This window comes from Rhizobium ecuadorense, assembly GCF_001187535.1.
In the GTDB taxonomy this organism is placed as follows: Bacteria; Pseudomonadota; Alphaproteobacteria; order Rhizobiales; family Rhizobiaceae; genus Rhizobium; species Rhizobium ecuadorense.
Window position 1 is genome coordinate 1 of the sequence record NZ_LFIO01000325.1, and the last position, 14,186, is coordinate 14,186.

A 14,186-nucleotide genomic window follows, 5' to 3' on the forward strand; every position below is an offset into this window, starting at 1 on the left:
GGCTGCGCGGCGCGAAGGGGCGGCCATCGAGACTGACCGTGCCGCCATCGGCCGGAAGCACGCCGGAAAGAATCTTCACCAGCGTCGATTTGCCCGCGCCGTTTGCACCCATCAGCGCCACGATCTCACCGCGCTCCATCGAAAGATCAGCGCCGGCAAGCGCCCGCGTCGACCCGAAACTGCGGGTGATGTTTTCAATGTGAAGAAGCGGCATCAATAGTGTCCGGGGCTGCATTCGAAGCCGGAGTGTGCCCTGTCCGGGCGGTCGAATTCCAGGCACGCATTTCCCTTGCGAACTGCTCTCGGGAAACAAAGAATCTCCCGCAGCCCGCAAAATCGGATCATTTAATCTACTAAAAGCATAGATATTATATCTAATAAATCGACGCGTCGCGAGGGCTGAGACCTGTCAGACGACGCCTCCGATTGTTAGAAGGAACGCGACGATGAAATCCCTCGCACGGCTCGCACTCTCCGCTGCCGTCATTCCGTTCATTTTCATTCAGGGCGCGCAGGCCGACGGCCTGTCCGGCGCTCCGGCTCCCTTCGACAAGGGTGGGGTCAAGGTGGCGCTGATCAGCTACATCTCGGCCGGTGATTTCTTTCAGGCCTACCAGGCGGGCGCCGAGGCCCAGGCCAGGGCTCTGGATATCGACCTGCGCGTCTTCCCCGGCCGGCAGGATGCCGCCGAGCAGCGCGAACAGATCCTGCAGGCGATCAATCTCGGCGTCTCCGGCATCGTCATCGACCACGGCCTGCCTGAATCGCTCGGCGACGTCGTCCAGCAGGCCCTCGACAAAGGCATCAAGGTCGTGGCCTTCGACGTCAACCTGAACAACCCTAAAATTCCGCAGGTGGAGCAGAGCGATCACGAGCTTGCCTCGCTGGCCCTCGAGCAGGCGGTGAAGGACAACGGCAAGGACTTCAAGGCGGGATACGTCTATGTCGCAGGCTTTGCGCCGCTCGACCGCCGCAACGAAGTCTGGGACAAGTTCAAGTCCGAAAATACCGGCGTGGTCGAAAAGGCTCGCTTCGGCAATGTCAGCGATACGACGGCGACCTCGACCGCCGACCAGGCGAAGGCTGCGCTCACCGCCAATCCCGATATTTCGGTGGTCTTCGCCCCCTATGACGAATTCGCCCGCGGCGTGAAGCTCGCCGCCAACGATCTTGGCATATCAAGCAAGCTCAAGATTTATTCGGCCGACGTTTCCACAGCCGATATCCAGGAGATCACCGAGGAAGGCAGCCCTTGGGTGGCCACCGTCGCGACCAATCCGGCTGTCGTCGGCGCCGTCTCCATCCGCGCCGCCGCCCTCGAAATCGCCGGCCAGACGGTTCCCCGAGAGATCACCGTCAAGCCGACGCTGCTGACCCAGGAGAGCCTGCGCGCGGCCGGCGTCAAGACAATCGAGGATCTGGCTGAGAAGATCCCGGCCTTCAGCACCAGCGACGCCGCGACCGCCAGCTGGATCCCGGACAAGCTGTTCTGAGACGTTTCTGCTCGATCCTTCCGGCGGGAGCGTGCGGCTCGCGCCGGATCATCTTTTGAAGAATTGGAGTTCCGCCCATGAGCCAGTCCAATGTCGTCTTCGCGGCCCCCCGCAACCTGACGCGAGAAGACCTCTTTGCCCGTGCCGAGACCATCTCGGTCGACCTTTCCGAGCGCGCCGCCGAGCTCGACCGCGACGGCCGCCCGCCGCTTGCGGAAATCGTCAAGCTGAAGAATGCCGGGCTGCTCAATGCGCTGCATCCCAAAGAGATCGGCGGCGGCGGCCTTGACTGGGTCGACGGGCTGAGGCTGGTGCGCATCCTCGCCCGCGGCGAGAGCTCGATCGGCCAGTTGCTTGGCTACCACTTCGTCAACAGCCAGTACGTCTACTGGGCTCTCGATTCTGCGCGCGCCCATGCGCTGGGCAGCGAGACGGTGGCGAAGAACCTCTATTGGGGTGCGGCCGTCAATCCCCGCGATCCCGGCCTGGTGCTGACCCGCCGCGGCAACGGCTACGTGCTGAACGGGCGCAAGTCCTTCTCGACCGCGGCGCGGGTTTCCGACTACATCAATGCCAATGCCGCGCTCGACGACCAGATCGCCGGCTTCGCCGTGCCGACAGATCGCCCGGGCTACATCGCCAATGACGACTGGGACAATATCGGCCAGCGCCTCTCCGACAGCGGCAGCGTCGAGTTCCGCGATTTCCCTGTTTACGAAGAGGATTTCGTCGGCGCGCCCGCAGCAGCCGATGTGCCGCCGCCGGTGCTGTCGACCTTCAACACACCGTTCATTCAGCTGGTCTTCGTCAACTTCTATCTCGGCACCGCCGAAGGCGCGCTGCAGGCAGCCGTCGATTATGTCCGCACCACGACCCGGCCGTGGATTACGTCAGGCGTCGAGCGGGCAGCCGACGACCCCTATATCCTCGAACGCGTCGGCGAATTCACCGCAGCCCTGAAGGCCTCGGCCGCCCTTGCCGACAGTGCGGCAGCCGCCGTGCAGGCCGGCCTTACCCGCGGCCGCGACGTGACGGCGCGCGAGCGCGGCGAAGCGGCGGCGGAAGCCTATGCCGCCAAGGTCCACGCCACCCATGTTTCGCTCGACATCACCTCGCGCGTCTTCGAACTGACCGGTGCGCGCTCGACGGCGGACAAATACCGCTTCGACCGGTTCTGGCGCAATGTCCGCACTCACACACTGCATGATCCGGTCTTCTACAAGGCGAGGGAAGTCGGTGAATTCGTGCTGAACGACAGGATACCGGAGGTCAGCCTCTACAGCTGAGGCACAGGCCGACCGTCGAAAGAAAAAAACCACCGCCGGCGCCGGCGGTGGTTTTTTTTCATTTGGATGAGATGCAAACTCAGAGCGCACCGTTCTTCGGCGGCGTCACACCGTTCAGATGGTAGTTGCCGACGACGTGATATTTCCAGCGCACGGGATCGTGCAGCGTATGGGTGCGGGCATTGCGCCAATGGCGGTCGAGATTGAGGCCAGCCCGTACCGACGAGGTTCCGGCAAGCTCGAAGAGCGTGTTCGAAGCCTCGAGCGCCACCTCTGTTGTCAGCACCTTGGCCGCGGCGACCGCAAGCGTTGCCTCGATCACCTTCTGCTCCGTCGTCTCGACCTGTGCGGCATCGACCTTGTGTCCGGCGCGCTCGACAAGGGCGGTCGCGGCTTCGAGCCGGATGGCGATCTGCCCGACCTTAGCGATCGTCAGTGGATCGTCGGAGGCACGGTCGAGACCGCTATCCATCCAGGGGCGCGATTTCGTCCTGACGAAATCAAGCGTTTCGGCGAAAGCCGCGCGCGCAATGCCGAGATCGACGCCGGCATGGATGATCTGGCCGACGGAGCCGATCGTCGTCGGGCGCTCGAAGCCCTTATGATGGAAGACGACGGAATCGGCGCTGACATAGACATTGTCGAGCACAGTCGTGCCGCTGCCGGTGGTGCGCTGGCCGAAGCCGTCCCAGTCGTCGACGATCTCGACGCCTTCGGTGCCCTTCGGCACGAAGGCCATGGTCAGCCGCTCCTCCGCATCGAGCGCGAAGACAGTGATCCAGTCGGCGAAGAGCACGCCGGTGGAATAGAACTTGCGGCCGTTGATCCGGTAGCCCGGACCGTCGCGGATGATGCGCGTGTTGTAATGCCCGACCGTCTTCGTGCCGCGCTCGGAAAGCGCATTGCCGAAACGGTCGCCGGCAAGCACCCGGCCGAAGAAATAGCGCTGCTGCTCCTCGCTGCCGTCGGTGCGGAGCGCCTCGAGAATATAGAAGTGGTTCTGCGGGATCTGGCCGATCGAACCGTCCGCCTGCGACAGGATCGCGGTGATCTCGGCAAGCACTGCGTTCGAAACGTCGAGGCCGCCATATTGCGCCGGCACGGTGATCGCCAGGAGGCCGGACTGCGCGAGCAGGTCGAGTTCGCTGAAGGGCAGGATCCGGTCGGCGTCGCGCTCGGCAGCACGCGCTGCAAATTGCGACGCCAGCCTGCGGGCGGTTGCGATCGCTTCCTCTTCGCTGCCGATACGGTCGGCCACGGGCCGGATCTGATCTGCTTGCCTCAGCACGGTATTCATCGATGTCTCCAATTCTGACAATCCTATCGGTGAAAGAAATCGAGCGTCGAGATAAGAGTACAAATTCTATAGATGCGATAGAAAATAAAAAGTGTTTGCTTATCGGCCTTCGGCGGCCGGGATTAGGGTTTCGGTCCAACCTTCGCGCGGCGACGCGCCCGGGGACGATGAGATTTCCGCCTTCCCGGCCTCGATTTGATTTCGGCGCCCTCCTACGTAACCAATGTCAGGTGCGTCGCCGCACCGATGGAAAAACGCCCAATGCGGAGCAGGCGGCCGCCTTGCCCGATCCATGAGGAAAATCATGACCCGTTCACGGCAATTGCGCCTCGGCGCCTTCATGCGCCCCGTCAGCCTGCATACCGGCGCTTGGCGTTATCCCGGTTCCTACCCCGACGCCAACTTCAATTTCGCCCATCTGAAATCCTTCGCGCAGGCGCTGGAACGGGCGAAATTCGACGCCTTCTTCATGGCCGACCATCTCGCCGTGCTCAACATGCCGGTCGAGGCGCTCAGGCGCAGCCACACGGTCACCTCCTTCGAGCCCTTCACATTGCTGTCGGCGCTGGCCGCCGTGACGGAGCGTATCGGCCTCGTAGCCACCGCTTCCACCACATTCGACGAGCCCTATCATATCGCCCGGCGTTTCGCCTCGCTCGATCACATCAGCGGCGGCCGCGCCGGCTGGAACATCGTCACCACGTCCAACCCCGATGCCGCGCTGAACTTCGGCCTCGACGAACATGTAGAGCACGGCGAGCGTTATCATCGCGCCCGGGAATTCTACGATGTCGTGACCGGGCTGTGGGACAGCTTCGCCGACGATGCCTTCATCCGCGACCGGGAAAGCGGCCTGTTCTTCGATCCCGACAAGATGCATGTGCTCGGCCACAAGGGGGAGGAGCTCAGCGTCCGCGGGCCGCTTAATATCGCCCGGCCACCGCAGGGCTGGCCTGTCATCGTCCAGGCCGGCCAATCTGATCCCGGCCGCCAGCTTGCCGCCGAGACTGCCGAAATGGTCTTCTGTTCGCCGCGCGATCTTGCCGCCGGCAAGGCGCTCTATGCCGATATCAAGGGACGCATGGAAACGATCGGCCGCAACCGCGACCATCTGAAGATCCTGCCCGCAGCCTTCGTTATCGTCGCCGATACGATCGAGGCGGCACGGGCCAAACGCGCCACTCTCGACAGCCTCGTGCATTACGACAGCGCCATCGCCTCGCTTTCGATCGCACTCGGCCATGACGCTTCCGACTTCGATCCCGACGCGCCGCTGCCGGATATTCCCGACACCAATGCCAGCAAGACTGGCCGCGCCCAGGTGCTGAAACTTGCCGCCGAGGAGAAGCTGACCGTCCGCCAGCTGGCGCAGCGCTATGGCGGCTATGCGGGCCTCGCCTTCGTCGGCACACCTGCAAGCATTGCCGACGAGATGGAACGCTGGTTGGAGGAGGAAGGCTCGGACGGCTTCAATATCGTCTTCCCCTATCTGCCGCAGGGTCTTCTTGACGTCACCGAGCGACTGGTTCCGGAGCTTCAGCGCCGCGGCCTGTTCCGCAGCGAATATGAAGGCACGACGCTGCGCGAGCATCTTGGTTTGCCGCGGCCGGAGAACCGGTTTTTCACAGCCCCCACTTGAGGCGTGTCAACCGCTCGGGCTCGAACTCCTTTTCGCCGTCCCGATCTCAAACGCGTCGCTTTCCCCCGGCATCAATTCGAGCGGCCAGACGACGTTGCGGCCGGCATCAGGATAGAACGCGCGATAGGCCGGCACATTGGCGAGAAGCGTCTGTCCGAGTGCGACGCCGAGATCATAGAGCGACATACGGAAGCAACTGAGCGAAGGGTTCAGGAACCGTGCGCGCGGGGCATCGCGGAAGCCGATCACGGCAAGGTCGCGGCCGGGCACGACGCCCGTTTCCATCAGGCGGCGGTAGAGGCCGATCGCCATCAGCTCGTAGATCAGGATCACCGCCGTCGGCCGCTCTTCGAGGAGCAGCAGCTCATGGGCCGCCTGGTAGCCGCCCTGTTCACTCGATTTGACGCGGATGACGAGCGACGGATCGAAGGCGATACCGTGCCGCGCGAGCGCGCGGCGATAGCTCTCGATAAAGACATAGCCGAGGTTAACCTCGCTCGACGGCGCCGTGATCGCGATCCGGCGATGGCCGCGCGCGACCAGCCGTTCAACAGCACGGTCGGCCACGCCTTCGAAATCGAGATCGATCCAGGGGAAATTGCCGGGGGAAAGGCTGCGGCCGACCGCAACGAAGGGGATCTTTGCCCGCGACAGAAGATCGATGCGCCGGTCGATGCGCTGCATATTCGAGATGATCATCGCATCGACGATCCGGCGCGCCACGATCCGCTTCAGATATTCGTGCGGATCCTCGTCGCTCGGGCAGGGCAGCATGATCAGGTCGAGCTTATGGCGGGCAAAGACGCTCTGCAACCCGCTGGTGACGCCGAGAAAGAAGTTGTCGGCATTTTCGACCGCCTCCGCGCTGGATTCGATCATCAACCCGATGACCTTCGTCTCTCCCTGCCTCAGGCTCCGGCCCGATTGGTTGGCGACGTAGCCCAGCTCCTCGGCCGCCGCCAGCACGCGCCGCCGCGTTTCCTCGTTGACATCGGGCTTGCCGTTCAGCGCCCGGGAAACCGTACCGATCGAAATATCCAGGTGTTCGGCAAGCTGGCGAATCCCTTTCATCGGCTGCGTTTCCTTCCCATGCGTAATTTCGCATTTGGCGTCTCTTGACATCGCAAAATGTTTCCGCCAACATTCGTAAACGTTTACGGAGTGCGTGTCACGAGGAGAGTTGGCGCCATTCCTTGGAGGAAATCGTGAAATTCAGTGCCATTCTGTGCGGGTGCGGAGCTATGTCCAAAGGTTGGTTGCGCGCCATCGCTGCCAACCCTGATCTCGCCGACTCCATCACCATTGTCGGCCTCGTCGACCTCAATCGCGAGACGGCCGAAAAGCTCGCTGCCGAGTTCGGACTCGACAGCGCCGTCATCGGTTCGGATCTCTCCGCGGTCATCGCCGCCACCAAGGCCGATCTGGTCTTCGACATCGTCATTCCGGCCGCCCGCTACGATGTTGTTTCGACGGGGCTCAAGGCCGGCTGCCATGTGCTCAGCGAAAAGCCGATGGCCGCCTCGCTTGCCGAGGGCGCCGCGCTGATCGACCTTGCTGCCAAAACCGGCCGCATCCACGCCGTCATTCAGAACCGCCGTTTCATCTCCGGCATCCGGCGCCTGCGCCGTTTCGTCGATAGCGGCGCGATTGGTGAACTCACCGGCATTCATTGCGATTTCTTCCTCGCGCCGCATTTCGGCGGCTTCCGTGAAGAAATGGACAATGTGCTGCTGCTCGACATGGCGATCCACACCTTCGATGCGGCCCGCTACGTCGCCGACCGGAAGCCGCTCACCGTCTATTGCGTCGAGCGCAATCCGAAGGGATCGTGGTATCGCCACGGCGCCTCGGCCAATGCCATCTTCGAATTCTCCGACGACATCGTCTTCACCTATCGCGGCTCCTGGTGCGCCGAGGGCGAGCGCACCAGTTGGGAAAGCCAGTGGCGTCTCGTCGGCTCGAAGGGGATGCTCACCTGGGACGGCGAGGAGAGTTTCAAGGCGACCGTCGCCAGCGAGGAGCCCGGGCTTTTGCGCGGCTCTGCTGCCGTAAACGTTCCCGGTCCGGAACATGACGCGGAAACCCACGGCCATGCCAGCGTCATCGCCGATTTCATCGCGGCAATCCGCACCGGCAAACAGCCCGAAACGGTCAATTCCGACAATATCAGAAGCCTCGCCATGGTCTTCGGCGCCATCGAAAGCGCCAAGAGGGGCAAGCGCATCGAAATTTCAGCATAGGAAGACGTCACGTGAGCAACCCTGCAAAATCCATTCGCATCGGCACCATGGTCAGCGGCAACAAGGGCGATGCCGCCACGCGCATCGGCCAGATTGCCGACTTGGGCTTCGAAAGCTTCGAACCCTTCTTCTGGCAGACGACCAAGGGGCAGAACCTCGCCGAACTTGGCAAGCGCTGCCTCGATGCGATCGGCGACCGCGACATCACCATCTCGACGCTCGGCATGTTCGGCAATCCTCTGGAAGAGAGCGCCATCGACCTGGAGACGTTGCAGGGCTGGAAGGACTGCATCGACAATGCCCATCATTTCGGTGCGACCTGCGTCGCCGGCTTCACCGGCCGCATCCGGGGCAAGCCGCTGACCGACAGCCTCAGCCGCTACAAGCAGATCTGGAGCGAACTCGCCAGGCGTGCCGCCGACAAGGGCATCAGGATCGCCTTCGAGAACTGCGCCATGGACGGCAACTGGGCAAGCGGCGACTGGAACATCGCCCATAATCCTGATGCCTGGGAGCTGATCTTCAACGAGACGCCGGATGATCATATCGGGCTGGAATGGGAACCGTGCCATCAGATGGTTTATCTGATCGACCCCATGCCGCAGATCCGCAAATGGGCGCACAAATTCTTCCACGTCCACGGCAAGGACGCGACCATCCGCTGGGAGGTCATCAAGGAACACGGCATCTTCGGCAAGGAGAAATTCGTCTTCATGCGCACGCCGGGCTTCGGCGACAGTAACTGGACCGACATCATTTCCGAGCTGCGACTTGCCGGCTGGTCCGGCTCGATCGACATCGAAGGCTGGCACGACCCGGTCTATCGCGACGAACTCGAAATGACCGGCCAGGTCTATGCGCTGAACCACCTCAAGCATGCCCGGGGCGGCGAATTCGTCGTCGATCCGGTCTGATGATATCGTTTCCGGCAAGGAGGAATTGCCGGACACGGGATAACCACAAAGGAGGAGAACCATGGCTATCCGCAAATATGCAATTCTCGGCGCTCTGGCGCTTGCAGGCGTTTCGCTCTTCGGCCTTTCGGCCAAGGCCGAGGACGTCACGCTGACGCTCTGGTCGCTGGATAAGGACACCCAGCCGGCGCCGAACCTCGTCAAGGAGTTCAACGCCCAGAACAACGGTATCAAGATCGAATATCGGCTGATCCAGTTCGACGACGTCGTCACCGAGGCCATGCGCGCCTATGCCACCGGTCAGGCGCCCGATATCATCGCCGTCGACAATCCGGAGCATGCGATGTTCTCGTCGCGCGGCGCCTTCCTCGACCTCACCGACATGATCGCCAAGTCGACCGTCATCAAGCCGGACAATTATTTCCCCGGGCCGTTGAAGTCGGTCGAATGGGAGGGCAAATATTTCGGCGTGCCGAAGGCGACGAACACCATCGCGCTCTACTATAACAAGGACATGTTCAAGGCCAAGGGCCTCGATCCGGCGAAGCCGCCGCAGACCTGGGACGAACTGGTCGAGGATGCGCGCAAGCTGACCGACCCCGCCAAAAACATCTACGGTCTCGCTTTCTCAGCCAAGGCCAATGAGGAGGGCACCTTCCAGTTCCTGCCCTGGGCGCAGATGGGCGGCGGCAGCTATGAGCATATCAATGCCGACGGCGCAGTGAAGGCGCTCGGGATCTGGAAGACGATCATGGACGAGAAGCTCGCTTCTCCCGATACGCTGACGCGCGGCCAGTGGGATTCCACAGGCACGTTCAACTCCGGCAATGCGGCCATGGCGATCTCCGGCCCCTGGGAACTCGACCGCATGACGCAGGAAGCGAAATTCGACTGGGGCGTCACCCTGCTTCCGGTTCCCAAGGAAGGGGCTGAGCGCTCGTCGGCCATGGGCGACTTCAACTGGGCGATCTTCGCCAGCAGCAAACATCCGGCCGAAGCCTTCAAGGCGCTCGAATATTTCGCCTCGCAGGACGACAAGATGTTCAAGAATTTCGGCCAGCTTCCGGCCCGTTCCGACATCTCGATCCCCGAAAGCGGCCAGCCGCTGAAGGACGCCGCCCTCAAGGTCTTCCTCGAACAGCTGAAATACGCCAAGCCGCGCGGCCCGCATCCGCAATGGCCGAAGATCTCCAAGGCGATCCAGGACGCCATCCAGGCGGCGCTGACCGGCCAGATGAGCCCGAAGGACGCGCTCGACCAGGCCGCGGACAAGATCAAGGCGGTCTTAGGCTGATCATCGGCGGCTTCCCCCTTCTCCCCAGCGGGGAGAAGATGCCCGAAGGGCAGATGTGGGGGTGAGGAGCGAAAGCTACGAACGTTCTGAACGCAAGTGAAGAACAGCAAACGCCGAGCCTGCCGCCCCCTCATCCGGCTGCCGCCACCTTCTCCCCAGCGGGGAGAAGGGGACTACCCACCGATGGCGAAGGCCATCAACCATTTCCTCCCGGCAGGGGCCGTCTTCCGCGTCACGCGCTAGGCGGCCCCGATCGGAGCATCGGAGGACGCATGAAGAGGATCCTGATGAGCGTCAGGGACGGCCGCGGTTTCGACATCGTGCTCGTCGCTTTCCCGCTCGGCTTTCTGTTCCTGATGGCGGGGCTGCCGCTCATCTACAACGTGGTGATGAGTTTCCAGGAGGTCGACATGTTCAGCCTCGGAACCTTCTCACGCCCCTTCGTCGGCTTCAAGAATTACACCGACCTTTTCGCGCAGCCGGAAACGCTGCCGATCCTCTACAATACCATCATCTTCGTCACCGGCTCCATCGCCGGCCAGTTCCTGATCGGCTTCGGCCTGGCGCTGTTCTTCTGGGTCAATTTTCCCGGCGCCTCATGGATGCGCGGCCTGTTCCTCGTCTCCTGGGTGATGCCTGGCCTCGTCGTCGGCGCCATCTGGAACTGGATTCTCTCGGGCGATTTCGGCGTGCTGAATTTCATCCTCAGGGAAGGCGGCATCATCTCCGGCAACATCTTCTGGCGCTCGGACCCGCATTATTCGCTCTATGCCGTCATCATCGCCAATATCTGGCTCGGCACCTCGTTCAACATGATCCTGCTGTCCGTCGGCCTTGCCGGCATTCCCGCCGATCTCTACGAAGCCGCCGAACTCGACGGCGCCAATGTCTGGCAGCGTTTCTGGACGATCACGCTGCCGATGATGCGCTCGACGATCGGCGCCATCATCGCGCTCGGCCTGATCTTCACCCTGCAGCAGTTCGATCTCTTCGCCGCGATCACCTCGGGCGGGCCGAACAATTCGTCCAACGTCACCCAATATTGGGCCTGGGACCTGTCCTTCCGGCAATATGATTTCGCCAAGGGCGCGACGATCTCCGTCATCATGATCGTCTTCGTGATGTTCGCCTCCGTCGTCTATGTCCGCTCCACACGTCACGAGGTGCGCGGATGACGACGACCAATCGCGACCGGCTGATGCTGGCGATATCGATCGTCATGGCGGCGATCTATCTCTTCCCGCTCTATTGGATGTACATCACCGCACTGAAAAGCGGCTCGGAGATGTTCGCGACGCCACCGAGCTTCTGGCCGGCAGCACCCCAATGGGGCACCTACACCTATGTCTGGGAAAGCCGCGACATGGGCCGCTACCTCTGGAATTCGCTGGTCATCGCTCTCGGTTCCATGGCGCTGATCACCGTGCTCGGCGTCGGCTGCGCCTATGTGCTGGCCCGATACCGCAACGTCTGGGTGGACATCGGCCTGTTCCTGATCCTGATGCTGCAGGTCCTGCCGGCCTCGCTGATGATCACGCCGATCTTTGTCGGCTTCTCGCAGATCGGGATGCTCTCCACGCCGCGGCTTGCCGTCATCATCGCGGTCGCGGCCAAAAGCATGCCCTTCTTCGTCATCCTGGTGCGCGCCACCTTCATGAGCGTTCCCCAGGAACTGGAGGAGGCGGCGCTTGTCGATGGCAATTCGCGCGTCGGCGCCTTCTTCAACATCGTGCTGCCGCTCGCCCGCAACGGTATCCTCGTGAGCGCCATCCTGATCTTCATGCAGGCCTTCGGCGAATTCGTCTATTCGAAGTCGATGATCCAGGCGGTCGACCTTCAGCCGGCAAGCGTCGGCCTCAACTCCTTCATGGGGCCGAACACCAACGAGTGGAACAACATCATGGCCTACGCCACGATGTATGTGACGCCGATCCTCGCCATCTTCGTTCTCTTGCAGCGCCGCATCGTATCCGGCCTCACCTCTGGAGCCCTCAAATGACCACGCAGATCGAGCTCAGAGGCGTCAACAAATATTACGGCGCCTTCCACGCCCTGAAGAACATCGACCTGTCGATCGCCAAGGGCACCTTCGTCGCGCTCGTCGGCCCCTCCGGCTGCGGCAAGTCCACGCTGCTGCGTTCGCTTGCCGGCCTTGAAAGCATTTCGACCGGAGATTTGAGGATCGCCGGCGAGCTGATGAACGGCGTGCCGCCGCGCAAGCGCGACGTCGCCATGGTCTTCCAGTCTTATGCGCTCTATCCGCACATGACGGTCGAGGAGAACCTGACCTACAGCCTGCGCATTCGCGGCATCGCCAAGGCGGAAGCCAAAAAGGCAGCCGAGGAAGTGGCGGCGACGACGGGTCTTTCGCATCTGCTGAAACGTTACCCACGCGAGCTTTCCGGCGGCCAGCGCCAGCGCGTTGCCATGAGCCGCGCCATCATCCGCCACCCCAAGGCCTTCCTGTTCGACGAGCCGCTGTCCAACCTCGATGCGGCGCTGCGCGTCCATATGCGCAAGGAAATCCGGGCGCTGCACGACCGGCTGAACGCCACCTTTGTCTATGTCACCCACGACCAGGTGGAAGCGATGACGATGGCCGACCATGTGGTGGTGATGCGCGACGGCATCATCGAACAGCAGGGCGCGCCGCTCGATCTCTACGATCGGCCGTCAAACCGGTTCGTGGCGGGCTTCATCGGCTCGCCGGCGATGAATTTCATTCCCGCGATCGTCGCCGAAGATGGGACGAGCCTGGTGCTGGATTTCGGCGGGGCAAAGCCGAAGCTCGCGACCTCTCGCGCCCTTGAACCGGGACGCAAGCTCGTCGCCGGTATCCGGCCGGAACATATCGGCGTCGTCGAGCCCGGACATGGCAGTTTCGACGTGCCGATCGCCTTCGTCGAATCGACCGGCTCGTCGACCTTCATCGTCGCGGAGACCCAGCCGGAGCTGACGATCGTCGAGACCCGCCGCGACAGGGTCAAGACGGGAGACAGGATCGGACTTTCGATCGACCCGGGGCAGATCCATCTCTTCGATGCATCGACGGACCGTCTGGTATAACATCGACAGCGCCGGGGCGCTGATGGCTTCATAAAACCATCATCCGCCTCTGCGAAGGGATTGCTCCCGCACGCGTCATTCCGTTCATCTGCAGCATCCGGATTTTCTTCATGGCATCCTCCCCGATTTCAGCGCGCCTTTCCCCGGCCGCGTCATCCCGCCTCCTCGTGCTTGCCGAAACGGTCGTGAAGGCCGGCGAAACCGCCCGCGTCTCGCTGCGGCGGCGAACCTCTCGGGAAATGCTTGCCAAGGCGCCGCGCGACTACCAGACCGAGATCGATGTCGCGGTCGAGCGGATCATCGTCGACGAGATGGTGAAGGCCTTCCCGGATTACGCCATCCAGGGCGAGGAAGCCGTCGGCAATCGCACGGCCGGGCCGGAAACGCCGATCATCTACATCGATCCGATCGACGGCACCACCAACTACGCCTGGGGCCTCCCGCATTTCGGCATGACGATCGCAATTGCCGAAGGCGGCAGGCTGGTCGCCGGCGTCGTTTACGACGCCATGCAGGACGAGCTGTTCAGCGCCGAGCGCGGCGGCGGCGCGTATCTCGACGGCCAGCGCATCCGTTGCTCCGATGTCGGCGACATCGAGAACGTCCTCATCGGCGCCGGCCTGCCGATCCCCGGCCAAGTGCAGGCGGTGGCAGAAGAGACCTATTTCGACGCGATCAAACGGCTGATGGCCAACACGGCAGGCGTGCGCCGCCTCGGCTCGGCGGCGCTGTCGATCGCTTATGTCGCCTGCGGCCGGTTGGATGGATTCTTCGAGGACGGTCTTTCGATCCATGATTTCGGCGCCTCGGCGCTGATGGTCGAGGAGGCGGGCGGCATCGTCACCCGTTTTTCCGGCGCCGCCGTCGACGGGAAGGGCGATATCCTTGCCGCCAGCAAGGTGCTGCACCCCTGGCTCAAAGAAGGCTTCCGTATCAAAGCCTGATTGACCTGGGGAT

13 protein-coding genes are annotated in these 14,186 nt (G+C 62.5%); 10 read left to right on the forward strand and 3 right to left on the reverse strand.

Annotated elements, in window-relative coordinates; translation table 11 throughout:
* Nucleotides 1–214, reverse strand: a 214-nt coding sequence (locus tag AF337_RS07105; protein WP_152970944.1) for an ATP-binding cassette domain-containing protein, incomplete at its 3' end; no start/stop codon positions are given.
* Between the two features lie 232 nt (nt 215–446).
* On the opposite strand from AF337_RS07105, the gene AF337_RS07110 reads away from it, so the two are divergent.
* Both AF337_RS07110 and AF337_RS07115 read left to right on the forward strand, forming a co-directional pair.
* Nucleotides 447–1,493: a substrate-binding domain-containing protein gene (locus AF337_RS07110; RefSeq protein WP_049731559.1), complete on the forward strand. Its 1,047-nt coding sequence runs from the start codon at nt 447–449 to the stop codon at nt 1,491–1,493.
* Between the two features lie 77 nt (nt 1,494–1,570).
* On the forward strand, nt 1,571–2,779 hold the full coding sequence (locus AF337_RS07115; protein WP_049731560.1) for an acyl-CoA dehydrogenase family protein: 1,209 nt from the start codon (nt 1,571–1,573) through the stop codon (nt 2,777–2,779).
* A gap of 79 nt (nt 2,780–2,858) precedes the next feature.
* Here the strand turns inward: AF337_RS07115 and AF337_RS07120 are convergent, their stop codons facing one another.
* Nucleotides 2,859–4,076: an SfnB family sulfur acquisition oxidoreductase gene (locus AF337_RS07120; protein ID WP_049731561.1), complete on the reverse strand. Its 1,218-nt coding sequence runs from the start codon at nt 4,074–4,076 to the stop codon at nt 2,859–2,861.
* A gap of 304 nt (nt 4,077–4,380) precedes the next feature.
* Between AF337_RS07120 and AF337_RS07125 the strand changes: the two genes are divergently transcribed.
* Nucleotides 4,381–5,715: an LLM class flavin-dependent oxidoreductase gene (locus AF337_RS07125; RefSeq protein WP_049731562.1), complete on the forward strand. Its 1,335-nt coding sequence runs from the start codon at nt 4,381–4,383 to the stop codon at nt 5,713–5,715.
* 6 nt (nt 5,716–5,721) lie between these two features.
* Here AF337_RS07125 and AF337_RS07130 read toward each other — a convergent pair whose 3' ends face one another.
* A complete protein-coding gene (locus tag AF337_RS07130) occupies nt 5,722–6,786 on the reverse strand; it encodes a substrate-binding domain-containing protein (protein WP_049731563.1) in 1,065 nt (354 codons plus the stop codon).
* 134 nt (nt 6,787–6,920) lie between these two features.
* Here AF337_RS07130 and AF337_RS07135 point away from each other — a divergent pair, with 134 nt between their 5' ends.
* The 7 genes from AF337_RS07135 (at nt 6,921) to AF337_RS07165 (ending at nt 14,173) form a co-directional block, all read left to right on the forward strand.
* Complete coding sequence (locus AF337_RS07135) at nt 6,921–7,955, forward strand: Gfo/Idh/MocA family protein (RefSeq protein WP_049731597.1); 1,035 nt, start codon at nt 6,921–6,923, stop codon at nt 7,953–7,955.
* A gap of 11 nt (nt 7,956–7,966) precedes the next feature.
* Nucleotides 7,967–8,869, forward strand: coding sequence for a sugar phosphate isomerase/epimerase family protein (locus tag AF337_RS07140; protein ID WP_049731564.1), 903 nt, complete (start codon nt 7,967–7,969; stop codon nt 8,867–8,869).
* 61 nt (nt 8,870–8,930) lie between these two features.
* Nucleotides 8,931–10,163 (forward strand): ABC transporter substrate-binding protein, encoded by a 1,233-nt coding sequence (locus AF337_RS07145; RefSeq protein ID WP_049731565.1) that lies wholly within the window; start codon nt 8,931–8,933, stop codon nt 10,161–10,163.
* Between the two features lie 272 nt (nt 10,164–10,435).
* Nucleotides 10,436–11,338 (forward strand): carbohydrate ABC transporter permease, encoded by a 903-nt coding sequence (locus tag AF337_RS07150; protein ID WP_049731566.1) that lies wholly within the window; start codon nt 10,436–10,438, stop codon nt 11,336–11,338.
* Complete coding sequence (locus AF337_RS07155) at nt 11,335–12,162, forward strand: carbohydrate ABC transporter permease (RefSeq protein ID WP_049731567.1); 828 nt, start codon at nt 11,335–11,337, stop codon at nt 12,160–12,162. The genes AF337_RS07150 and AF337_RS07155 overlap by 4 nt, the downstream gene beginning before the upstream one ends.
* Complete coding sequence (locus AF337_RS07160) at nt 12,159–13,229, forward strand: ABC transporter ATP-binding protein (protein WP_049731568.1); 1,071 nt, start codon at nt 12,159–12,161, stop codon at nt 13,227–13,229. The genes AF337_RS07155 and AF337_RS07160 overlap by 4 nt, the downstream gene beginning before the upstream one ends.
* A gap of 110 nt (nt 13,230–13,339) precedes the next feature.
* The gene (locus AF337_RS07165; protein ID WP_049731569.1) at nt 13,340–14,173 is read left to right on the forward strand and encodes an inositol monophosphatase family protein; all 834 of its coding nucleotides are present in this window, start codon (nt 13,340–13,342) and stop codon (nt 14,171–14,173) included.
* Nucleotides 14,174–14,186 lie beyond the last annotated feature (13 nt).